The organism is Limosilactobacillus pulli, assembly GCF_947381555.1.
GTDB classification, from domain to species: domain Bacteria; phylum Bacillota; class Bacilli; order Lactobacillales; family Lactobacillaceae; genus Limosilactobacillus; species Limosilactobacillus pulli.
This window is the reverse complement of sequence record NZ_CANCWQ010000008.1, coordinates 37,665-60,095: the sequence shown is the minus strand read 5'-3', so window position 1 is coordinate 60,095 and position 22,431 is coordinate 37,665. Positions and strand designations below refer to the sequence as shown.

Below are 22,431 nucleotides of genomic sequence, written 5' to 3'. Positions count from 1 at the left end.
CAAAAAAATTTATAGATTTGGGCATATTTGACTATGTGATTGGTCGGTTTTTATAATCGGTTGCGAGATGAGAGATAAAAGATGAATTTTGTTGAAAGAAGATGAAGTCTAATGCGCGGATTTCAAATCCTAAATGATCCGTTTTTAAATCGCGGTACGGCTTTTACTGAAGCTGAGCGGCGTAAATATGGCTTGATTGGCCTTTTACCGCCCCGTGTCAAAACGATTGATGAACAAGCTGCCGAAATGTATGCACTGTACCAAAGTAAGGGATCACTGATTGAAAAGCGTCATTTCTTAATGGAGATCTTCAATCATAACCGGACACTGTTTTTCAATCTGATGGTTCGGCACATTGATGAATTCATGCCGATCGTCTATGATCCAGTAATTGCCGAAGCGATCGAACGCTACAATGAACGGTTCATGCAGCCGCAAGATGCCGCTTACCTGACGATTGACGATCCCGATACGATTGAACAACGCCTGCAGAACGCGGCTGATCAGCGCGATATTCGGCTGATTGTCGTTACCGACGCTGAAGGTATTTTAGGAATCGGCGACTGGGGCGTTAACGGTGTGGACATCGCGGTTGGCAAGCTCATGGTCTATACGGCAGCAGCCGGCATTGATCCACAGCAGGTACTGCCGGTCGTAATTGACGCGGGAACAGATAATCAGCAGCTGCTGGCCGATGATGAGTACTTGGGAACGCGTCATAAGCGGTTGACGGGTGATCAGTACTTTGCATACATCGATCGTTTTGTAAAGGCGGTTGAAAAGCTGTTTCCTCACAGTCTGCTGCATTTTGAGGACTTTGGTCGCGGCACGGCTGCTCGGATTCTGGACAAGTATCAGGATCGGATTCTGACGTTTAACGATGACATTCAAGGCACTGGCATCATTGCGCTGGCAGGTGTTTTAGGGGCGCTTAAGATCTCTGGTCAAAAAATCACTGAGCAGCGTTTCTTGACGTTTGGTGCTGGCACAGCCGGAATGGGAATCGTTAAGATGCTGTGCAACGAGCTCATCAAGCAGGGACTGAGCCCGAAGGAGGCTAAGCGGCATTTCTATCTGGTGGATCGGCAAGGACTGCTTTTTGATGATACGCCAGGACTTACGCCTAAGCAGCAAGCGTTTGTCCGCTCACGGGATGAGTTTTCCGATGCAGGCAGGCTTACGGATTTGACTGCGATCATCAAAGCGGTTCAGCCAACGGTAATGATTGGCACATCAACGGTTCATAATGCTTTTACCGAGGTCGCCGTTAAAGAGATGGCCAAGCATGCTGCCCGCCCAATCATTTTCCCAATCTCCAATCCAACCGAAAAGATCGAAGCTATGCCAGAGGAACTGATCAAATGGACCAATGGCAAGGCCCTGGTAGCAACGGGAATTCCTAGTGCTACGGTCGCATACCAAGGCATCGACTATCAGATCGGCCAGGCCAACAATGCTTTGATCTATCCCGGCGTAGGATTTGGTGCTTTGGCCGTTAATGCACGGGTCATCAATGATGAGATGCTGGCCGCAGCTGCTCATGCGCTTGGCGGTTTAGTTGACGTCAAGGTTCCCGGGGCCCCGGTTTTGCCGCCAGTTAGTCAGCTGACTGAATTTTCCAAGAAAGTTGCGCTTGCCGTGGCCCAGTCGGCAATTGACCAGGGCTTGGCACAGACTGATCTCAGCGCGGAACAAGCGGTCGCGGCAATGCACTGGCAGCCAGAGTACCAGCCGTTTGACCAGCTGTTGGCAAACTATCGTAAATAAGATGACTCAAAATAAAAACAGCGTCAGGTTCAAGCTTACTAAGCCGAATCTGACGCTGTTGCCGTTTCTGATTAATTTTAGTAGACGGCTCCTTCATAAAAGTTAAACGAAGGCTGGTTAAAATTAAAGCTGGCCAGCTCACTCATTTTGATGGCGTTGTCAGCAAAGCCCCATGACATCAGGTTGATCGGCTTGCCCCATTCTTCATCAGGAATTACCAGCAGTACATACTTGCCGTGCGCCTTTGCCCAAGCAATCTCGGTTCCCATACCAACGTCTTCTTCATCTGGAATATAAACAGCCAGCGTGGCGTCGGTGGTAGTGACGCCTAAGCAGTCGCCCTTAAAGGTAGCCGTGGCCCATTCCTTATCATGCAGGTATTCTGGGTGCTCATCGACGCGAATGTTCTTGTACTGATGCTGCAGAGGAACATAGCTGTTTTCGACGTCAATGGTTGGGTTTTGCTTGATTGCTGTCATGGCTGCTTGATAGGCTTTGTTTTGCTTATCAGTAAACCAGCCAGCGCAAAAATAAATGGTTTTGCTCATCATTATCTCTCCCTTGATTAGAATCGACTCATTTTTGCTTAAGTCAAGAAGTCTATTTTACCATAAATTTGCAGAATAAGGATTGGCATCAGTTTTCAACTTGTTCCATAAAACGCGTTATAATTATTTATAGGAAATCGATGCACCAAAAATATGCACGAACAGGAGGCTAAATGATGAAAACTGTATTAATAACTGGCGGTACGGCTGGCATTGGCCTGGCTGCGACCAAGCTTTTTCTGCAGAATGGCTGGCAGGTTATAATGGCCGCGCGCAATGCCGATAAGGGGACAGCGGTAAAAACGGAGCTGGCAGCTGAATTTGGAGCCGCAATTGATTTTTGCCAAGTCGATGTCAGCGATGAAAAAAGCGTTGCCGCACTGCATGACTTCGCTGTTGAACGCTTTGGCACGATCGATGCATTGGTTAACGATGCCGGAATCGTGGTTAAGGGTCGGTTGCATGAAACAAGTCTGGATGATTGGGAACGGGTCTTCGCGGTCAACGTGCGTGGTACCTTTTTGATCAGTAAGGCGTTCTTGCCTGATATGATTGCCAGCCATGCTGGGACGATCGTTAACATTGCCTCAGTTTCAGGGATGGCCGGTGACTACGCTATGACGGCCTATAATGCTACCAAAGGGGCGATTATCAACATGACGCGGGCCATGGCGATGGATTATGGACCACTTGGAATTCGCGTTAACAGCGTTTCACCTGGTCCAACCAACACGGCTATGTTTCCTCAAACAATGAAGGAGCGCTTTAGCCAAAACAGTCCGTTGCAGCGCATCGTGGAACCAAGCGAGGTTGCGGCGGCAGTCTACTTTATGTCGACGGAAGTATCCAGTGCGATTACCGGTGAGAACATCCCCGTGACGGCTGGTTTTGAGATTGGTACCGGCCAGCCAAAACAGGCTTGATCAAGACTGAGCCTAGGCGGTTGATTATCATTATTCGCCTGAGGTATTTAGACGTAAAAAGATCATGAACCAGTTCGGCCCATGATCTTTTAATTTTATTGATTTGACGAAGCTTGTGCCATCAGAGCCTACTTTTGCGCGGACTGTTGAGCAGCCATCTTCTTTTTGAGCTGCTTTAATTCTGATAAAATAGATGGCAATTAAACGATCGAAGTTGCTGAAAAAATCCTAACCAAGGGTGCCCTAACCTATATCCGTAGGCTTGCTCAGCATAATCAGCAGTTTTAATCGTTAATCTGATTGGGGGATGAATAAATGTATCAAAATGTGCTTTTTGATCTGGACGACACTCTGCTTGATTTTCAAGCTGGTCAGCAGGCCGGTATTACCAAGATTCTGCAGTCACAAGGCGTACAAGACATCGAACGAGGACTGGCAGCTTTCAAGCAGATCAATCAGCATGTTTGGCAGCAGATTGAACAGGGCGCTGATCGTCAGCCATTGTTTGATCAACGATTTAATGATTTATTTGCTCAGTTTGACAAGCAGGTTGACGGCCTGGCGCTGCAGCAATGGTATGCCAAAATGGAGGCTGCCAACTATCATACGATGCCAGACGCTCATGATATCTTGCAGCAGCTATCTAATAACGGTGTTCATATCTATGCCGCCAGCAACGGTGAGACTGGTATGCAACAACAACGTTTAAGAGGGGCCGGTCTCTTGAATTATTTTGATGCAGTGTTCATCTCAGAGGAGATAGGGGTCGCCAAACCAGATCCACGATTTTTTGAGCAGATTATAACCACTTGCCCAGCGTTGACTTGCAAAAATACCGTCATGGTTGGCGATAGCTGGCAATCTGACGTTAGAGGAGCGCAAAGTGCTGGCCTGGATTGTATCTGGATAACCCCAAACGATCAGGTCCCTTCAGCTAAATTCGATCATCAAATCAAGATCGCACACGACCTAAAGCAAGCTGTTCAGCTGATTCTTAAATAATCTCAATCAAAAAAGGCTCGCCGTTTCAGACGCGCCTTTTTTAGGTACTTTAGGTTGAAGAGTTATTTTGCCAACTGATCGACAAACTTGGCATGCGGCAGTCGTGCCAAAATTTGAGGCGTGGTCTTGAACTTGGCATCGACGCGGTCACCGCCAATGATGACCGCATCCAGTTCCTTGACGCTGCTGCCAATCAAGACCTGCCAATCATCGGGCAATCCAACGGGAGTAATGCTGCCAAATTCCATACAGGTCATGGCAATAACATCGTCCAAATTGGCAAATGATGGCTTGGTGGCATCCATGGCGTACTTGAGAACTGCTCCAGAATTAACCCGCTTGCCATAAGGAACCACGACAGCTGCATATCTAATCTGACCATCACGCTTGCCAACAAAGGCCAGACAGTTTAACTTCTGATTAATGTCGACGCCGTAAGCCTCACTGAGTTTTTTACCATCAGCATACTGGGGATCGATTTGGGCAACCTGGATTTTATCGGTCAGCTCATGGGACTTTAAAAATGAAAGCATTTTTGGTGCCACATATTCGGGATGACTTGCAACAGAAACAAATTCAAGCATAAAAATTCTCTTAAGCTAACTTGGCAATCAATTCACACAACTGATCGACATCGGCTTTTTTTGAGGCCCAGCTGGTAGCAAAACGGATAATGGTATGATTTTCATCATATTTTTCCCAGAAGCTGAACTCGGCATGCTGGGCCAGCTCCTGCATCTTTTGATTTTCAATCACAAAAAACGTCTGATTGGTTGGTGATGAGTAGTAAAGCTGATAGCCATTTTCTTTTAGGCATTGACGAATCTGATTGGCATAGTCGATAGCTTCTTTGGCAATCTTGACGTACAGATCGTCTTTAAACAGCTCATCGAATTGAATTCCTAAGAGTCGTCCCTTGGCCAGTAATGCACCATGCTGCTTGATAATGGTAAACAGATGCGGAATCAGCTTCGCATCCGGTATCACAACGGCTTCGCCAATCAAAGCTCCGCATTTGGTACCGCCAATGTAGAAGGCATCACACAGCTTAGCCAGATCAGCCATGGTTACATCGTTTTCTGGACAAGCCAGGGCGTAGGAAAGGCGCGCGCCATCGACATAAAGCTTCATGTCATATTGACGACAGACATCATGAATGGCTTGCAGTTCAGCTTTGGAATACAGCGTCCCGAATTCGGTTGGCTGCGACAGGTAAACCATCCCTGGCATAACCATGTGATCGTGGTTGGCATCGTTATGATAGTCAGCTGTATAGGCCACAATCTGATCAGCAGCAATCTTGCCTTCTTTGGCAGGAACCGTCAATATCTTGTGGCCACCAAATTCAATGGCACCAGCCTCATGCACGCTGATATGTCCCGTATCGGCGGCAATCACGCCTTGATAAGAAGCCAGCAATGCATCGATCATCACGGCATTGGTCTGCGTGCCGCCAATTAAGAACTCGACTTCAGCATTGGGTGCCTCACAAGCTTTGCAAATCCGTTCTTTAGCTGATAAGGAGATTTCGTCGAAACCATAGCCGGGCATCTTTTGCCAATTGGTATCAGCCAGTCGTTTTAAAATGTTAGGGTGAGCACCTTCCATATAATCAGAAGCAAATGAAATTTTTTCAGTCATTGAAGATTACCTCGCTTGGAATTTGATTTATGGATATCTTACGCTAAAATTAGCTATGACACAAACGACTGTTTAGCATGTTAAGTGTTGCAAATTGTCATATTAAATGAAGTGAAAAACGACTGATATCAATGATTGATCAAAAGAGAGGTCTATATTCATCATGGAAGCAATTAAGTGTGAAGCAGTAATCATGGCCGCCGAAAGAGGCAGTTTGACCGCGGCGGCCAGCGCGCTCGGATACACTCAATCGGGGATTACGCGCATGATCAACAGTTTGGAAAATGAATTGGGTTTTGCACTGTTCATACGTCAAAAAAGAGGCGTAAAACTCACTGAAAATGGCAAGATCATGCTGCCAAAACTGCGTAGTATCGTGCAGGCACAAAAACAGGCCAATGAATTGAGTGCCTCGATCCGTGGCGTTGTGCAGGGGACATTGACGATTGGCAGCTACTTCAGTGTTTCGGCAATCTGGATGCCAGCCATCTTAAAACAGTTTGAAGAACGTTTTCCAAAAATCAAAGTCAAGATGCTGGAGGGCGGTAATCAAGAAATTGCCCGCTGACTAAACGAAAAGGCGGTCGATCTTTGCTTTTGTGCGGCCCCAGATCCGAAGACTTCCTGTGACTGGCTGCCACTTTATCAAGATGAGATGGTAGTCTGGCTGCCCAAGGATCATCCAATGGCAAATCAGACAAGCTATCCGGTTGCAATGCTTAGTCAGGAAAAATTCATTCATACATTGCCCAATGAGGATACCGATCAGGATCGCTTGATTGTGGCTGAAAAGCTCCAACTCAATGAGCGCTACACGACGCGTGATGGCTTTACCACTTATAATATGGTTGAAGCGGGACTAGGCGTGAGCGTCAATCAACGGCTGATTTCGCAAAAGTGGCAAGGTGCAGTTGCAGAAGTGCCATTGCGACCGGCTCATTATGTGTCACTTGGTCTGGCTGCGCCAAGCTTTAAGGAATGCTCACCGTCTGCCCAGCGCTTTATTGATTGTGTGCAGGAGATGATGCCAGAACTGACAGTGGCTGATTCAAAAACGACTGGCAATTGATTGTCTGGTTTGTTAAAATATAAATAGTTTATTAAAGAAAAATTAAAAACCGCCATTAAATGCTGAATGGCGGTTTTATATGTGGAGGAATAGGATGCCAGGATTAGGAACCATCGTCAACGTAATTGCCATTGCACTTGCGGGAATCATTGGCTGTGTAGCAGGAGAAAGAATCTCGCCACGCTTTCAGGATATGCTGATGAAATCGGCCGCAATTGCCGTTTTGTTTTTAGGGCTGGGCGGCACCATGGCACAGATGCTGCAGTTTAAGAATGGCTCTTTTTCAACGCAAGGGACCATGATGATGATCGGCAGCCTGGCAATCGGTAGTCTGATCGGTGAGTGGCTGCGTATTGAGGATCGGTTTACCGAATTTGGCAACTGGCTCAAGCAAAAGACCGGCAACGCTAACGACCAGGGATTTATTGAAGCCTTCGTAACCGCGTCGCTGACCGTCTGCATTGGCGCGATGGCAATCGTAGGCGCGATTGAGGACGGCATTTTTGGCGACCACTCAATCCTTTTCGCTAAGGCAATTCTGGATTTTGTCATCGTCTTGATCATGGCCGCCTCGCTGGGCAAGGGTTGCGGATTTGCGGCAATTCCAGTCGGGATTTTGCAAGGGACCGTCACGTTGTTTAGCGAATTGCTCAAGCCCGTGATGACGACTGCAGTTATGAATAACATCTCATATGTTGGCTCGATTCTGATTTTCTGCGTCGGGGTCAACCTGTTTTGGGGCAATAAGATCCGAGTGGCCAATCTCTTGCCAGCGCTGATCGTTGGTGCCGTTTGGGTGATATTTTAACTTTAAACCGGCTTGATGAGCTGCTCATCAGTCGGTTTTTTTTGACTGTTGAGCATGTCTGATCAATTGCTTTAATGCCGGATTGAGATTATCGTTTCGATACAGTAAAAAAATTACCGGTTCAATTAAAACTTGGGCAGGAATCCAACGATTTTAATCGGGGGAGGAATGACCCCTTTATTAGTGCAGTAAGGCGCTATTTTCTTTTTAGAGGTGGTTTCCTCTGGCTGGCAATATAACGCTCTACAACCTCTTTACTCATGTTTCCCAGTTTCCCATGTAATAGCTACGTGACCACAAATGGCCGCCCCAGTACTGCCTTTGCTTGATTTCTGGATGATTACGCAGGAATATTCGCGCGCTGCCACCCTTCAGTGCCGTAACGATATTCGTTGCTGAATACTTGGGCTTAAAACTGATCAACATATGAATATGATCTGGCATCACTTCCATTTTTTTATCGTAATATCATGAAGATCGGCAATGTGCTTAGAATATCTTTCGTCTCGTTGACTAGTGCTGGCGTTGTAAATGTGGCATTCCGATATTTAGTAGTACAATGGAAAGTAGTAAAGGGGGTGAAATGACATGCCAAAAAAAGAAGATTTGCCATATATGATGGGACTAAAGCTACGCTTATACCCAAATTGGAAACAAGAAAAGATTTTGTGGAAGAATCTGAATGCTTCACGGTTCATTTATAACCAATTGTTAGCTAATAGTTGGACTGATAGTAAAATTATCAAAAACAAACTTGATAAGCGATACCCAATTCCAGAAGCATATTGGCGTTATGGCAAGAACGGTAAGGTAATTAAGAAGAGCCAAAAACGGCCGACTGGTCTAGCTCGTATTACTGCTCAACGATATCCTTGGCTTGGTGATGATGATCTTGATAGTGATATGTTCACCAATACCGAAGTTAATTACAAAGCTGCTTGGAATATGTTTCGGAAAGTACACACTGCCGGAAAACCAAAGTTTAAGCGAAAAAGCCGTCCTGTTCAGTCATATTCGACTTCCAATCATTATTCGAGTGTAACCGTAAAGAAACATGGGGGAACTCCCTCGCTTTATAATGGGTCAATCAAATTTTTAGATCATAACCATATCCAGCTACCGAAGTTAGGTTCTATTAAGGTGAAATTACACCGTTCATTACCAACTAATCGGTTGGTACGGATTGCCACTGTTACAATTAAGCACTACGCGACCGGGCAATGGACCGTTTCATTACTGCTTAAAAGTGATGAGTCGTTCCACCAAGCTTTACCCGATACCAATCAAGCAGTTGGTATTGATCTAAACACCGAAAACTTTCTTACTACCAGTGATCAAAAGCAGGTTGCAAATCCCCACTATTATCGTGCCATTAAAAAGCACTTGGCAAAACACCAACGGATTCTTTCCCGCCGGGCACGGCGTGCAAAAAAAGAGCATCGTCCTTTGTGGGCAAGCAAGAATTACCAGCAGGAGAAGCTGGTCGTTGCCAAAATCCATCAACGGATTCGTAATCGGCGCCTAAACTTTCTTCATGAAACCTCGACTGCACTAATCAAGAACCACGATTTGGTAGTTGCGGAAAACTTGAAGAGTAAAAATATGCTTAAAAATCATGCCCTGGCAATGAGTATCTCCGATGTTGGTTGGCGGACTTTTTTGGGTATGCTGGAATATAAGGCCCCGCTGTATGGGCGCACGTTTGTCGAAGCTAATCCAGCTTACACAACCCAAACTTGTTATGATTGCGGCTTCGTGATGGGCAGCAAAGGTACCAAACGATTGACTCTTCATGATCGTGAATGGACTTGTCCTAACTGCCATGTTCATCACATTCGTGATCACAATGCTGCTTTGAATATCTTAGCGAAGGGTCAACGCTTGCTAACCAGACCCGACCAAAATCTAGAAGTAATTTATTAGTTTTAGAAAGGGACGTTTGGAAACTTGCGCCCCTAGATTAAGCGTTAGCTTGATCTTAAATGGCCTAGTTATTGGCTGTAAGACATAGTGCCATCCGAAGATAATTTATTATCTGAGATGTTGCTACGCTGGCTTTATCTAGGCAAATTGTAGCTAGTAACTCATTCAGCGATGAACTGATGGGTGAAGTCTACAAGCCCCCGAATTTTATTCGGGGGTAGCTTGACGTCGCTTCATCTGCTGTGAAGGGGACGCTAATCCCAAGATCTTTATCCCACGCTTGGTTCAGCTCTACAAGGAAGAGCGTTTCCCAGTCGATAAGATCATTACGAAGTATCCATTCGAACAACTGGAGCAAGCTTGCGAAGACTCCAATGCGGGTAAGGTTATCAAGGCCGTTGTAACAATGGAGAAGTCATTTAGTTAACCCTCTAAAGAAAAAAAGCGTTCTGATTTGGCACGAAAATTCGGTTATGGCAGAACGCTTTATTTTTGGGGGATAATCAATAGTTCCATTGGGGCGGTCAATCTGCTTGCAGTTAGAATTTTGGCAAACGTTTCAGGGCTTTCTAGATGAGGGTTGCTGATCCATGAATTTATGCGATCAAATAACAGTCCAACCATGATTTCTTTAACATACCGAGTTGGAATTTGGTTGGTCGTGTATGCATGATAAAGGCGGGCGCGAAAAATGATCTCATCGCCCATAAGTGAACGCAGCCGTCTGCTAAAATGCGGGTCGCCATTTGGTGATAAGAGGACTTTGAAAAGAGCTCGTTCTTGATCAATAAAAGACAATACTTCATTAAATGCTTCATTAGTGAGGAGGTATTGATCGTTGCGAGGGACGCTGCTGCGATCAAACAGTGCATGATTTTTTTGTAGCCGTTCTTGAAGCTGTTTGATTAACTGACCTTCTAGTTTGTTCAGCAGATCGTACTTGTCTTCATAATGAAGATAAAAGGCTCGACGACTGATTAATGCTCTGTTAATCAGATCGACGACGCGAAGCTGGGCAAATGACTTTTGCTGCAGTTCGGCAATTAGGGCATGCTTAATTTTCTGCTCCGTTCTTAGCCATCGTAAATCATTCTTATTCATTGATATAACAGCTCCTAAAAGACTTTAATATACATTTAGTTTAATAATAGTAATTGTTTTAGTCGACAGTAATCTTAAAATAAGTTTATTGATAAGTCATAAAGGAGCCGATTAAAATGAAAACAAAGCCGAATCAAATTAAAATACACGTCTTGCATACTGGCCAGGTAATCGTTGATGAGGCCTTGCCATTTCATCATAAAGGCGATCTTCCCTGGGCATTTACGGGGATGTTTCGTTTAAAGAGTCATCGCATCACAGTTCCGGTTTCTGTCTATCTAATTGAACATCCCCATGGTTTGGTTTTAATTGATACTGGTTGGAATAAAGCGAACCGCGATCATCAATTAAAAAATCTTAGCTTTCAATGGCCAGTCAACAAGGCAGTGCTTCCATACGGTCAGTCAGTAGATGAACGGTTGAACAAGATGGGAATCCAACCCAGTGATCTGGACTATGTGTTGTTTAGTCATCTGCATTATCTCCCTCATGAATGGAAAAACGTGCCTTTAAAGACGTTTGAGCTGGCTGACAGTAATGATGGTGCTTGGAATCGTTCATTTGATCTTTTTGGCGATGGGACGATTAAAATGATTTGGGAACCAGGACACAGTGCCGGGCTATGTGCTGCCAAGCTTCAAGCTCCTGGACGTAAGGAATATGTAATGCTTGCTTCCGATGGCGGATATGCTGCCAAATCATGGATTGAGAATCTGACGCCAGGGGTAGTGATTGATCGAAAGGCGGCTCAGCGATCATTGAACTACCTGGCTGAAGTAGCTAAAGATCAATACTGTATTGAATGTATTGCCAATCACGATCCGGCTGTGCAACCTCACGAAATAGTTTTGCCGTATTGAGAAAATCCGGATAGCCAATAAATTTTTTATTAGTCAACACTTCAGCTTTTAATGGCGCCATTGATTAGAAAACTGATGTCCAGTGGTTCAACGGCATTGGTTAACGTCCCCAGTGAAACAAAGTCAACGCCGCAGCCCTGGTATTGGGCAATATTTGCTAGATCAATGCCGCCTGAAGCTTCAGTAAGAATTCCGGCTGGCACCAGTTTTTGCCATTGCTTGATGGTTGCTGGCTTTTGATTATCAAACATAATCACATCGGCATGGTGTTTGATAGCTTCCTGTAATTCACTGAGTGTTTCAACTTCAACCTCCACGCGTGTCATAGGTCCCACGCTCTGCTTGGCTAGATCGATTGCCTTGCCAACGCTGCCCGCCAATGCCAGATGATTGTCTTTTAACATAATCCCGTGCGTCAGTCCCATGCGATGATTAAAACCGCCACCAGCACGGACAGCTGCTTTTTCAAACATTCTTAGCCCAGGCATCGTCTTGCGCGTATCCACGATTTTGATGGTTGGATCAGCCAGCAGCTGGACGGCTTGAGCAGTTTTAGTGGCAATCCCGCTCATGTGCTGCAGCAGATTCAAAATAACCCGTTCACCGCTTAGTAAAACGGCAGCTGATCCTTTAACTCGTGCTAGCTCGGTCTTTTTAGCGACTTTTTCACCATCGCTGACCAACAACTCAACTTCAGCACCACCTAAAAGGTCATAGACGGCACTGATAACCTGTAGGCCGCAGACAATACCATCAGCTTTGGCAATAAACGTTCCTTCAATGACATGATCTGGTAGGGGAGCAAGACTGGCATCCCCAAATTCCAGATCTTCTTTTAAAAAAGCGGTCAGTTTTTGTTTTAGAAGAAAATCATTCAGCATGAGCGCCCTCATTCTTTCCTGGTTCTGGCAATGCCAAGACAGCCACCGAACCAATAATCAAAGAAATCATGAAAATCAAAAAGATCATATTGATGCTGACATGCTGATCGATCCAAATCCCAACCAGCAGCGGACCAACGACGGCACCAATCCGGCCCATTCCTTGCGCCATCCCCGTCATCGTACCACGAACGTCAGTCTCATACAGGGTTGGCGTCAAAGCGATGATGGCACCGTAAGCGCCGAGGTTGAAGAACGATAGGATGCAGCCGGCAATAACCGTCAAAGCGCTGCTCGAAACATTGCCAAACATGATCGCGCCTAGTGCCGTCCCCAACATGTAGATTGCGAAGACGTACTTAGTTTTGATTTTACCAGCCAGCCAAGCCGCCAGATAGTATCCTGGTAACTGGGCCACCACAATGATCGTTGTATAACCGAAACTTTCAATCACGCTGTTGCCTCGTGCCAGCATAATGCTTGGCAACCACATAAACATTCCATAATAGCTAAACATGACCATTAACCAGGCAATCCAAAGCAGAATGGTCTTGCCATGAAACGATTTCTTTAAGGCTTGGCCCAAACCAACCTGTTTTGTTTGAACATGACTGATTTCTTGAATATTACGACGCATCATAATAGCAAAGAATCCAGTCAGCGCGGTAACTAAAAGCAGACCCCGCCAGCCAATTTGCGTGCTGAACAAAAATGACAGGAATGAGGCAATCAACCAGCCAATTGCCCAAAAGCTGTCAGCCATAATCAGCATTTGTGAGCGCTTGTTGCCCTGGTACAAGTCAGAAATGTAAGTAGCAGCTACTGGCAGTTCGCCACCGAGTCCCATGCCAACAAAGAAACGAATTACCAAAAAGCTTTTAAAGCCAACCGCGGCCGCTAAGACCACATTTCCCAGTGAAAACATCAGCAGGGTAATGATCAGCGTGTTCTTGCGGCCAATTCGATCAGCCAGGTGACCAAAATAAAAGCCACCGCAGATCATCCCAATAGTGCTGACCGAACTGATCAATCCGGTCTGTGAATTGGCCAGCCCCCACGCTTTACGCACGATCGGCATGATAAATGACAGCAGACCTACGTCCAACGCGTCAAACATCCATGCCGTTGCAATGATTAAAAACGAAGCCAAGGCCGTTTTCTTGGCTGTTAAACTTTGATCCATTTTTCTGCTCCCTTAACCAAATTTTGTAAAAGTAAGAATTACCTTTATTTCGGTCAAGTTTAGTCCTTTATCGGTCAAATGCAAGCTAGAATTAATTATTTACTAACTAGGTAAACGTAACAGTTAGCGTTTACAAAACTGGTTTAATAATACTTTATAAAAGTAAAAACTACCTAAAATAATTTTGGTAATGGATACTCAGAAAACGATTTCGATGCCAAAAAATGACCATCAAACTAGAATTAAGATCAAAAAATGAGCATTTCAAAATTGGAAATGCTCGTTGGCGAATGATTATCAATTTAGTAAGATTAGATTAGTTAAGAAAGGGTGATGAAAATGAATCAATGGCAAGATGGCAAAATACGCTGTCCATGGGCCAATCCACAAAATCCACGTTATGTTCAGTACCATGATCAAAAGTGGGGCCGTCCAGTCAAAGATGACCATGAACTGTTTAAAATGCTGATTTTAGAGATCTTTCAAGCGGGACTTTCCTGGGAGATTGTTTTAAACAAAGAAGAAGGTTTTGCACATGCTTTTGCTGATTTTGACGTTAAAAAAATAGCGCAATTTACGCAAGCTGATCAGCAGCGGCTGCAAAACGATCCCAGCATCATTCGCCACCGCTTGAAGATCAATGCTGCCGTCAATAATGCGCAGGTTTTTATGCAGATTCAAAAAGAATGGGGCTCATTTGCTAAGTACTTATGGCACTGGACAGTTGGCAAGACGATTTATGAAACCGGCCAGACCCATTCACCACTGTCCGACATCGTGTCTAAAGATCTCAAAAAACGCGGCATGAAGTTTGTTGGCACCAAGACGGTCTATGCCTACCTGCAGGCAGTGGGCGTAGTTAACAGTCATGAACCGGGGTGCTTCTTATACCATGCGACTGAGCCAAATAGCAATGTTGCACATTCAATGCTGATGCTTTAGGTGATTATTGCAATTCAGCTGAACAATCATCTAGAATCAGGTTCGTGAAATCAAGCCTGGGTCAGTTTTTTAACCAGGTCTTCCCAGATCAGATCGCGATCAATTTGGTAAACATGGTGCATCAAAGGCCGTGATTGATTGAACGCATATTGATAGTGACCATCATGAAAAATATCATAACGCGGATTGCTTTCGATATAAGGGGTTGGTACCAAATGGCTGTGGGTAGCAGTATTTTGCCAACTGTGGGCATGACCACCCAGCCAGACGACAACAATACGATCAGTGGTTGACCTCTAGCAGCTATTTTGCCAAGGTTTTTCGCGCCAGCATGCACTGCTCACCGCGTGATTATCGTAAGCGCCTGCAGGTTTCTGGCAGTCAGGCAGATTGATTGAACTTTGTTTTGGACGTGTTATGCTAAAGGCAACAATCCAAATGAGGTGATACTATGACAGATTATCAAGCAGAATTGGATGAAACGCGGGCCAACAATCGGAATCTGTTCGGTGCGCTGGGTGATACCGGTAAAGGCTTTAATGCCATGCATAGTGGAGCCATTAAGGATGGTGCTCTGGATATTAAGACTAAAGAGCTGGAATCATTAGCCATTGCGATTGCCGTACGCTGTGAAGGCTGTATCGTTCAGCATACCAAGGCCTGTTTGAAGGCTGGTGCTACGCGTGATGAAATCGTTGAGACGATTGGTGTAGCTGTCATGATGGGTGGTGGCCCATCCACGGTATATGGTGGCAAGGCGTTGGAATGCTACGACCAGTTTGCCAAGGCCGCTGAATAAAATATAATTAAAAAGCATTTCTGCCAGCGACAGAAGTGCTTTTTTGAGTGATCAGGTCAAATAATTAGAGTTGATTGTATTCTTTGTCAGTTACTGGTTCAAGCCATTCGTTGCTAGTATCAACGCCAGGAATCTCAAATGCCAGGTGGCTGAACCATTGATCCTTCTTAGCCCCATGCCAGTGCTTGACACCGGCTGGAATTTCAACAATATCGCCAGGGTGCAGACTTTGAGCAGGTTTGCCGGCTTCTTGATACCAACCTTCACCATCAACACAGATCAGTACCTGACCGCCACCGCTCTTGGCATGGTGAACGTGCCAATTATTGCGACAGCCCGGTTTAAACGTCACATTGCTGATGGTCAGTGGATCGTTTGGCTTAGTCAGGACCTTGAGGTAAGACTGGCCACTAAAGTACTTGGCATAAGCATCGTTAGGCTCACCCAAGCCAAAGAAGCCACCATGTGAAGCCGCTTCATCACCATCTGCGTAGACTTCTTTAGCCATGTTGAAGGCTGCCCATGCATTTGGCCAACCAGCATAAAAGGCCAGGTGAGTCAGCAATTCAGCCATTTCGGTCTTACTAACGCCATTTTTCTTAGCGGTTGCCAGATGATATTTCAGTGAGTTGTCAGTAATACCTTTGCCGATCAAGGCACTGACCGTTGCAATACTGCGCAGTTTGAGTGAAAGCAAGGATTCACGGTCCCAAACCTCACCAAAAAGAATGTCATCATTTAAATGGGCAAATTCAGGAGCGAATTCGCCTAAAGCATCATGTCCTGCAGTTTGTTTCATAGTTTGCCTCCAAAAACAGGGAAAAACCTGTCATTGCCATAATCTTTAATGTGTTCAACCTGTTTTAATGTATCCATATCTGCTGCATCGATTTCAAAATCAACTGCGGCATTTTGTGCCATATGTTCTGGGTTGGCCGTCTTAGGCAATGGCAGCATGCCCAGCTGCAGATCATAGCGAATGCAGAGTTGGGCGACAGAAACGCCGTACTTTTGGGCCATCGCTACCAGCACCGAATTCTTTAAAACGGCACCATGCGCAATTGGTGAGTAGGCCTCAACCAGGATGTCATTTCGCTGACAAAAGTCGATCAAATCAAACGGTGTGTTGGCAATATGGGCCAAAATCTGGTCAACAGCAGGTTTAACATCGGCATGATCCAAAATATTTTGCAGGTCATGCTGATTGAAGTTGGAAACCCCAATTGCCCGCAATTTACCAGCCTTATAGGCATCTTCCAGTGCCCGATAAGCTTCAAGATTGCCTTTTTCATAGCGGTTATCGGACTGGTTGACCACTTTCCATGGCTGTGGACTGTGAATGATCATCAAATCAATGTAATCCAGGCCTAATTTGGTCAGTGACTCATCAATTGCCTTGGCAGCTGAGTCATAGTCTTTTAACTCGGCTGCTAGTTTGGTCGTGACAAAGATAGCTTGACGATCCTTGCCCGATTCGCGCAGGCCCAGCCCAACCTCGGTTTCGTTGCCATAGGCTTGAGCCGTATCAATGTGTCGATAGCCCAGCTTAATAGCTTCTTTAACGGCTTCGGTAGCGGTCTGACCTTCAATCAGCCAAGTGCCCAGTGCTAATTTGGGGATCTTGACCCCGTTGTTTATTACATAATCTTCATTCAGAATGCTCATTTTTCTCCTCCTGTTCATCAGTTGATGGCGCAGTCCCCATACCAGGGATCTCATCCAATGCCAAACCGGATACCGGATCGGAATGATAGACTGCTTTTTCAGTACCGGCAGCAATTGCCGTCCGATAATACCAGTCTTTGTAATCGAGCTCTTTTAGATAAAAGTTTAGCTGCTCGATCTGATCTAAGACATGCTGGCGCTGATCCTTGATGATTGAATAGCGCTGCTCCAGCGTTGCATCACCATCTGCGCACAGATCAACATATTCTTTGATCTTGCGAATTGGCATACCAGTTCCTTTAAGGCAGTTTAAAATCCGTAGCCAGGGGAAATCGGCATCCTCAAAAACGCGAATGCCGTTGACCCGCTTGACGTTTGGCAAGAGCCCCTCTTTATCGTAATAGCGAAGCGTGGAAGGTGCCACGCCCATCATCTGGGCAACTTGAGAAATTGTATAAGACATTTCATCCCTCCAATCCAGCAGTTGATGCTTTAATTCTAGTCCTTAAAGTTAACTTTAAGTCAATGGTTGATTGCTAAATTTTATATTGATCGATCATCTTTTTTAGCTCGCTGACATACAAACGTTTTAACGTGACCAGTTCTTCTACGATTAGATAATGGACGAGGTAGCCTAGCTCCTGTGGATTGTAAAAGCCTTTTCGTTTTTAATCAATTCCATGGTTTCATAATGACTTTTCAAGGGATTGATCTTAGCCGGCTTGACATCAACAAACGGTTTGAGATTGCCAAAAACGAGGCAGATGCAATTTTACCAGCATTTTATTCGTCAGATTCCAATGACTAGAATTAAACAATTTTAGACTGAAAATAATTAAAAATATGATATTTATATCATTATATTTTAATGATAAATATTAAAAAGGATTTGAGTATGTTTGCTCAAATCCTTTTTTGTAATCTAATAAAGTTCGTTTTTAGCCAATTAGCCTTGCGTTGGCATCATATCGTTGATGTTGCTGTGGCGATAGCCGTAACCAAAGTAGAGTACCATCCCAATAGCAAACCAGATACCAGCCCCGATCCAGGTTTCCTTAGACAAAAACGACATCATAAACAGGCAGGCAAACCCGGAAAGCAGCGGTAATACTGGATACAGCGGTACCTTAAAGCCGCCGTCATTTAAGATATCTTCACGCTTGCGCAGCGGAATGATCCCAAACGAAACCATGGTAAACGCCAGCAGCGTCCCAATGTTAACCAGGTTGGTCAGCCTATCCAGTGATACGAAGCCGCCCATTACCGCAATCAAAACCGCAACGGCCCACAAAGCTATTTTTGGCGTATGCGACTTTTTATCCAGCTGGCGCAAGGAAGTTGGCAAAAGGCCATCGCGACTCAGTGAGTAAATCAGACGTGACGAGGCGTAGATTGCCGTAAACATGCAGGTGGCCATCCCAATCAAAGCACCGATTGAAAGCAACGAGGCCAACCAGCCTTGACGAACGGACTGTAGCGCAAAGGCGACTGGGTTGGCAACATCCAAGTGCTTGTAGTTGACCATTCCCGTCAAAACGATTGAGACACCCATGTAGAGAACCGTTGCTATCAGCAGTGTACCAATGATTCCAATCGGCATTGTCTTTTGCGGGTTCTTGACCTCAGCCGCGGAACTTGAGATGCAGTCAAAACCCAAAAAGGCAAAGAAGACGGTCGTGGCACCTTTGAATGCACCATGAGCACCATATGGCAAGAATGGGTGATAGTTAGCCCTTTTAACAAAGAATACGCCAATGATGATAAAGGCCACAATAATCAAAAGCTTGATAATGATGGCAATATTGTTAACCCGTACCGATTCGTGCATCCCGTATGACAGCAGCCAGGTAATTAAAAGAACGCTTAAAATCGCGGTCAGGTTGATATAGGTGCCCTTGGCCGGATCAAATGGACCAGCGAGAGCTCTGGGGATGTTAATGCCACAACTGGCCAGCAGCGAGTTGAAGTAGGCTGCCCAACCTGTCGAGACGCAGGCTACTGCCAATAAATATTCCAAGACCAGGGCCCAACCCATGATCCAACCGATAAATTCACCATAGATAATGTTGCCGTATGAATAGGCACTACCGGCAACCGGAATTGCTGATGAAAACTCAGCATAGCACATTCCGGCCAACCCACACACAATAGCAGCGGCCAAAAAAGAAAGCGAGACACCGGGCCCAGCATCATTGGCTGCTACAGTACCAGGCAGGATGAAGATCCCACTGCCAATAACGGCACCGATTCCCATTGCCATCAGATCTTTAGCGTTCATGGTCTTGGGCATCTGGCCGTCTGTTTTCATATACCGTGACAGACTTTCTTTGCGAAACAGATTCATAATATCAACCACCTTTGGATTAAGAAAAAACGATTATTTTAAATGATATTTTGATTTTTGTTTGTGATATTGAAATACATAATAGTCGCATAAACATTAAAAATCAATTATAAAAGCAAAGAAATTATTCATCTAAATTATTAAAGAAATGAAGGCTGAAATCGATTGCAACTTTAGATAAGAAATAAGGTAATTAGTTTTCAAGCTGTATTGCATTTATCTAGTTTTACAGCTTTTTCATTGAATGTATGACGGATCTGTCATACCATGATAGATATTTATTGATGAAAATTAGAGGATAAGAGTGAATAAATGTTAAGCGTGGTGAGGTTTTGGGCATTATTGGACAAAATGGGGCCGGCAAGTCAACTACTTTTAAGATGATCATGAATTTTTTAAAGCCAGATCAGGGTACCATTACCATTACTAGCCAGCCACTGGATGAAAAATCTTTGGATCAGATTGGTTTTTTGCCCGAGGAACGGGGCCTTTATCTAGATATGACGATCAAGGAACAAGTACTTTACTTTGCAAGTCTGCATGGGTTTGATCTAAAAATTGCGGCTGCCGATCTACTGTTATGGATGAATCGATTATCAGTAAAGGGAAATGAGAAATCACGAATTAAAAATCTGTCGAAGTGTAGTCACAGTTAATCACGGCCATCGTCCGCGTCTGGTGATTTTGGATGAGCCTTTTTCAGGATTGGACCCGGTTAACGTGGAACTGCTGATTGAAACGGTCAAAAAACTAAAAGCAGCTGGTACGGCAATCATTTTTTCCTCACATAACATGAAAAACGTTGCTGAAGTCTCGGATCAGTTGTTGATGCTTGTTAATGGGAATCAGCGACTGTATGGACCGATTTCAGATCACGTTTTGGTAAAACCAAGATCTACCTGGAAGGCGTCTTTGATAATCTTTTAATTGAGGAATTGCCAGGGATGATGGTCATTGATGATGATTATCCCGGCAAAGTAATTACGTTTGATTCTGAACTGCATGTTAAGCAGGCAATTGATCAAACCGAGCATCTTCCATCATTACGTGGATATCGTCTTTTACCAGCAACATTGGATGATATTTTTCTCTTAACGATTAAAGGGGAGGTAGACAGCCATGAGTAGAGTGCTTTCCGTTGCCAGAATGGTATTTAAAAAGAAGTCGCTGTCGCCTGCTTATTATTGGATGATTATTGCCCCAATCGTGGTCGCGATCATTGGATTTGGTTTCGTCAAATACATGCAACAGCAAAGCAAGGCTAAACGCCCGGTAATAGCAGTTGTTGCCGACAACAATATCAAAAAGTCCTAACATCTAAAAATCAACCGCATGAGGCTGTATTTAAATTGCAGCCCCAGGCAACCGATGATAAAGATAATAGGGATGCATCCAATTAAAAACCTCAAGTGAGTTTCGGCTCACCTGAGGTTTTTTTAATTTTTACATCACCGCAATAATCCCTAAGAAGATGCAGACTACGATAAACAGGGCGGCAATCAGTTTGGCAATCCACTTCCACCAAACCGTAAATGGGATCCGGCATAATGCCAAGGCCCCAACCAGCATCCCCGCGGTTGGCGTAACGGCAGTAATCAAACCGGTCGCAGCCTGGTAGGCGGTTACAACAACGCTGCCGTCAACCTTGGCAAAGTGAGCCAGTGACCCCATGATGCCCATGGTTGCCGCTGCCAGACCGGAACTGGATGGGATCAGGAAAGATAAAATCACAAAGAAGATAAAGGCCAGAATTGCAAAGGCAGCTTTTGGCATGCCGCTTAAGCCAACTTCGCCCCAGTGCAGAATTGTCCCCGTAATCATCCCTTCGTTCATGATCACTTGAATCCCGCGAGCTACGGCAACGATAATGGCAACGCTTAATAAATCGCTCATACCCTTCATGAAGGCGTCAATGAAGTCTTGTTCCTTAATGTGGGCCACAAACATAACTACCACGGACATAAATAAGAATAAGAGCGTAATTTCGTTAAAGTACCAGCTGCCCAGCGGTGCCATGTCTTGACCGATCAATACGCCCAATACCGGCACGCTGACCAGCCAATCATTGAAATCATTAAAGAACGTCCATTTGGCATTGATGCTGGTCCATGGCACCAGACCGATAATCATAATCAAAAAAGTAATTGCAAAGATCCACAAGACGCGTTTTTGGACTTTGGTCAAAGGCGTTGGCGCTTCGCTACGGTCAGCAACGTTAAAGTATTCCATGTCAGCTTTGCGTTGATTGTAGACCAGTGACTTGGTTGGATCTTTTTTGATTTTATCGGTATAGTGCAGAATAAAGAAGATTGTCATCACCGTGACGATAACCAGCAAGATGATCCGTGATCCCAGTCCTTCACCAGGGGAGATCTTGATCATAGCTGAAGCAACACCGGTCGAGAAGGGGTTGACCGTTGAAGCCAGATCCTCAACCCGCGTGCCTAGCAATATCACACCAGCTGCCACCAGTGAATCATACCCAACGGCCATCATAACCGGTACCAGCAGCGGGAAAAAGGCGATTGTTTCTTCACCCATACCGTAAGTCGAGCCGCCAAGCGCAAAGATAATCGTTAAAATTACGATCATTCGTTTTTCATGACCCTTGGAGTTGTGAACGACGGCCCGGATACCATCATTTAAGGCGCCGGTTTGGTTAACGACGCCCAAGAATCCACCAATCACGAGAATGAAAAGGGCGATCCCGATTGCGCCGGTTGTTGCCTTATTGCCGATCATCCCCGTGACGGGTGCCATAAAGACGTCCCAGATTCCTTGGTAGTGATGGGCAACCGTGTGATACGTGCCGCTGATCAGATTGCCGGCACTGTCGCTTTTATATGTCCCTGCCGGAATGATCCATGTCAAAACTGCCATCAAGGCAATCAGTAAAAATAGGATCGTAAACGCGGAAGGGAGCTTGTGCTTTTTCTTAGTAGGGGTTGGCTGTTGTTGCATAAGCAGGTTCCTTT

At 45.1% G+C, this 22,431-nt stretch carries 23 protein-coding genes and 2 pseudogenes; 13 read left to right on the top strand and 12 right to left on the bottom strand.

Annotated elements, in window-relative coordinates:
- Positions 1-111: 111 nt before the first annotated feature.
- Positions 112-1,767 (top strand): malolactic enzyme, encoded by a 1,656-nt coding sequence (locus QOS03_RS03990; RefSeq protein WP_283575422.1) that lies wholly within the window; start codon positions 112-114, stop codon positions 1,765-1,767.
- 77 nt (positions 1,768-1,844) lie between these two features.
- Here QOS03_RS03990 and QOS03_RS03985 read toward each other — a convergent pair whose 3' ends face one another.
- A complete protein-coding gene (locus QOS03_RS03985) occupies positions 1,845-2,318 on the bottom strand; it encodes a nucleoside 2-deoxyribosyltransferase (RefSeq protein ID WP_272215031.1) in 474 nt (157 codons plus the stop codon).
- 173 nt (positions 2,319-2,491) lie between these two features.
- Between QOS03_RS03985 and QOS03_RS03980 the strand changes: the two genes are divergently transcribed.
- Positions 2,492-3,238, top strand: a complete 747-nt coding sequence (locus QOS03_RS03980; RefSeq protein ID WP_283575421.1) for an SDR family NAD(P)-dependent oxidoreductase — start codon at positions 2,492-2,494, stop codon at positions 3,236-3,238.
- Between the two features lie 315 nt (positions 3,239-3,553).
- Complete coding sequence (locus QOS03_RS03975) at positions 3,554-4,240, top strand: YjjG family noncanonical pyrimidine nucleotidase (RefSeq protein ID WP_283575420.1); 687 nt, start codon at positions 3,554-3,556, stop codon at positions 4,238-4,240.
- Positions 4,241-4,302: 62 nt separating this feature from the next.
- Here QOS03_RS03975 and QOS03_RS03970 read toward each other — a convergent pair whose 3' ends face one another.
- Both QOS03_RS03970 and QOS03_RS03965 read right to left on the bottom strand, forming a co-directional pair.
- The gene (locus tag QOS03_RS03970) at positions 4,303-4,824 is read right to left on the bottom strand and encodes a YbaK/EbsC family protein (RefSeq protein ID WP_283575419.1); all 522 of its coding nucleotides are present in this window, start codon (positions 4,822-4,824) and stop codon (positions 4,303-4,305) included.
- A 10-nt stretch (positions 4,825-4,834) separates the two neighbouring features.
- The gene (locus QOS03_RS03965) at positions 4,835-5,881 is read right to left on the bottom strand and encodes a threonine aldolase family protein (RefSeq protein ID WP_283575418.1); all 1,047 of its coding nucleotides are present in this window, start codon (positions 5,879-5,881) and stop codon (positions 4,835-4,837) included.
- Between the two features lie 163 nt (positions 5,882-6,044).
- On the opposite strand from QOS03_RS03965, the pseudogene QOS03_RS09650 reads away from it, so the two are divergent.
- Positions 6,045-6,950, top strand: a pseudogene (locus QOS03_RS09650) (LysR family transcriptional regulator).
- Positions 6,951-7,044: 94 nt separating this feature from the next.
- Positions 7,045-7,758, top strand: a complete 714-nt coding sequence (locus QOS03_RS03950) for a DUF554 domain-containing protein (RefSeq protein ID WP_283575416.1) — start codon at positions 7,045-7,047, stop codon at positions 7,756-7,758.
- A gap of 196 nt (positions 7,759-7,954) precedes the next feature.
- Here the strand turns inward: QOS03_RS03950 and tnpA are convergent.
- Positions 7,955-8,311, bottom strand: a pseudogene (gene tnpA, locus QOS03_RS03945) (IS200/IS605 family transposase); the annotation flags it as partial.
- Between the two features lie 35 nt (positions 8,312-8,346).
- Between tnpA and QOS03_RS03940 the strand changes: the two are divergent.
- Positions 8,347-9,681, top strand: coding sequence for an RNA-guided endonuclease InsQ/TnpB family protein (locus QOS03_RS03940; RefSeq protein ID WP_283575415.1), 1,335 nt, complete (start codon positions 8,347-8,349; stop codon positions 9,679-9,681).
- 486 nt (positions 9,682-10,167) lie between these two features.
- On the opposite strand, the gene QOS03_RS03935 is transcribed toward QOS03_RS03940, so the two are convergent.
- Entirely contained in the window at positions 10,168-10,782 is a 615-nt protein-coding gene (locus QOS03_RS03935) for a TetR/AcrR family transcriptional regulator (protein ID WP_283575414.1), read from the bottom strand.
- A 116-nt stretch (positions 10,783-10,898) separates the two neighbouring features.
- Between QOS03_RS03935 and QOS03_RS03930 the strand changes: the two genes are divergently transcribed.
- On the top strand, positions 10,899-11,642 hold the full coding sequence (locus QOS03_RS03930) for an MBL fold metallo-hydrolase (RefSeq protein WP_283575413.1): 744 nt from the start codon (positions 10,899-10,901) through the stop codon (positions 11,640-11,642).
- Positions 11,643-11,683: 41 nt separating this feature from the next.
- Here QOS03_RS03930 and nadC read toward each other — a convergent pair whose 3' ends face one another.
- Both nadC and QOS03_RS03920 read right to left on the bottom strand, forming a co-directional pair.
- The gene (gene nadC, locus QOS03_RS03925; RefSeq protein WP_283575412.1) at positions 11,684-12,523 is read right to left on the bottom strand and encodes a carboxylating nicotinate-nucleotide diphosphorylase; all 840 of its coding nucleotides are present in this window, start codon (positions 12,521-12,523) and stop codon (positions 11,684-11,686) included.
- Positions 12,513-13,706 carry an MFS transporter gene (locus QOS03_RS03920; protein ID WP_283575411.1) on the bottom strand — a complete coding sequence of 398 codons (1,194 nt, stop codon included), beginning with the start codon at positions 13,704-13,706 and terminating at the stop codon, positions 12,513-12,515. Before QOS03_RS03920 ends, nadC begins: the two co-directional genes overlap by 11 nt.
- Positions 13,707-14,045: 339 nt before the next feature.
- Here QOS03_RS03920 and QOS03_RS03915 point away from each other — a divergent pair, with 339 nt between their 5' ends.
- Both QOS03_RS03915 and QOS03_RS03910 read left to right on the top strand, forming a co-directional pair.
- Positions 14,046-14,648 carry a DNA-3-methyladenine glycosylase I gene (locus tag QOS03_RS03915; RefSeq protein WP_283575410.1) on the top strand — a complete coding sequence of 201 codons (603 nt, stop codon included), beginning with the start codon at positions 14,046-14,048 and terminating at the stop codon, positions 14,646-14,648.
- A 451-nt stretch (positions 14,649-15,099) separates the two neighbouring features.
- Positions 15,100-15,447, top strand: coding sequence for a carboxymuconolactone decarboxylase family protein (locus QOS03_RS03910; protein ID WP_270361338.1), 348 nt, complete (start codon positions 15,100-15,102; stop codon positions 15,445-15,447).
- Positions 15,448-15,511: 64 nt separating this feature from the next.
- Here the strand turns inward: QOS03_RS03910 and QOS03_RS03905 are convergent, their stop codons facing one another.
- The 4 genes from QOS03_RS03905 to QOS03_RS03890 all read right to left on the bottom strand — a co-directional run bounded on the left by QOS03_RS03905 (position 15,512) and on the right by QOS03_RS03890 (position 19,456).
- Positions 15,512-16,246: a carboxymuconolactone decarboxylase family protein gene (locus QOS03_RS03905; RefSeq protein ID WP_283575409.1), complete on the bottom strand. Its 735-nt coding sequence runs from the start codon at positions 16,244-16,246 to the stop codon at positions 15,512-15,514.
- Positions 16,243-17,112: an aldo/keto reductase gene (locus QOS03_RS03900; RefSeq protein WP_283575408.1), complete on the bottom strand. Its 870-nt coding sequence runs from the start codon at positions 17,110-17,112 to the stop codon at positions 16,243-16,245. Before QOS03_RS03900 ends, QOS03_RS03905 begins: the two co-directional genes overlap by 4 nt.
- Complete coding sequence (locus QOS03_RS03895) at positions 17,096-17,575, bottom strand: MerR family transcriptional regulator (protein ID WP_283575407.1); 480 nt, start codon at positions 17,573-17,575, stop codon at positions 17,096-17,098. Before QOS03_RS03895 ends, QOS03_RS03900 begins: the two co-directional genes overlap by 17 nt.
- 483 nt (positions 17,576-18,058) lie before the next feature.
- A complete protein-coding gene (locus QOS03_RS03890; protein WP_283575406.1) occupies positions 18,059-19,456 on the bottom strand; it encodes an APC family permease in 1,398 nt (465 codons plus the stop codon).
- A gap of 308 nt (positions 19,457-19,764) precedes the next feature.
- Between QOS03_RS03890 and QOS03_RS03885 the strand changes: the two genes are divergently transcribed.
- Genes QOS03_RS03885 through QOS03_RS03870 form a run of 4 tightly spaced genes read left to right on the top strand, consistent with a single transcriptional unit; the run spans position 19,765 to position 20,770 of the window.
- Positions 19,765-20,112: an ATP-binding cassette domain-containing protein gene (locus tag QOS03_RS03885; RefSeq protein ID WP_283575436.1), complete on the top strand. Its 348-nt coding sequence runs from the start codon at positions 19,765-19,767 to the stop codon at positions 20,110-20,112.
- The gene (locus tag QOS03_RS03880) at positions 20,066-20,383 is read left to right on the top strand and encodes an AAA family ATPase (protein WP_283575405.1); all 318 of its coding nucleotides are present in this window, start codon (positions 20,066-20,068) and stop codon (positions 20,381-20,383) included. The genes QOS03_RS03885 and QOS03_RS03880 overlap by 47 nt, the downstream gene beginning before the upstream one ends.
- Positions 20,384-20,400: 17 nt before the next feature.
- A complete protein-coding gene (locus QOS03_RS03875) occupies positions 20,401-20,583 on the top strand; it encodes a hypothetical protein (RefSeq protein ID WP_283575404.1) in 183 nt (60 codons plus the stop codon).
- Positions 20,576-20,770 (top strand): hypothetical protein, encoded by a 195-nt coding sequence (locus tag QOS03_RS03870; protein ID WP_283575403.1) that lies wholly within the window; start codon positions 20,576-20,578, stop codon positions 20,768-20,770. Before QOS03_RS03875 ends, QOS03_RS03870 begins: the two co-directional genes overlap by 8 nt.
- Before the next feature lie 129 nt (positions 20,771-20,899).
- On the opposite strand, the gene QOS03_RS03865 is transcribed toward QOS03_RS03870, so the two are convergent.
- On the bottom strand, positions 20,900-22,417 hold the full coding sequence (locus QOS03_RS03865; RefSeq protein ID WP_283575402.1) for a YfcC family protein: 1,518 nt from the start codon (positions 22,415-22,417) through the stop codon (positions 20,900-20,902).
- Positions 22,418-22,431 lie beyond the last annotated feature (14 nt).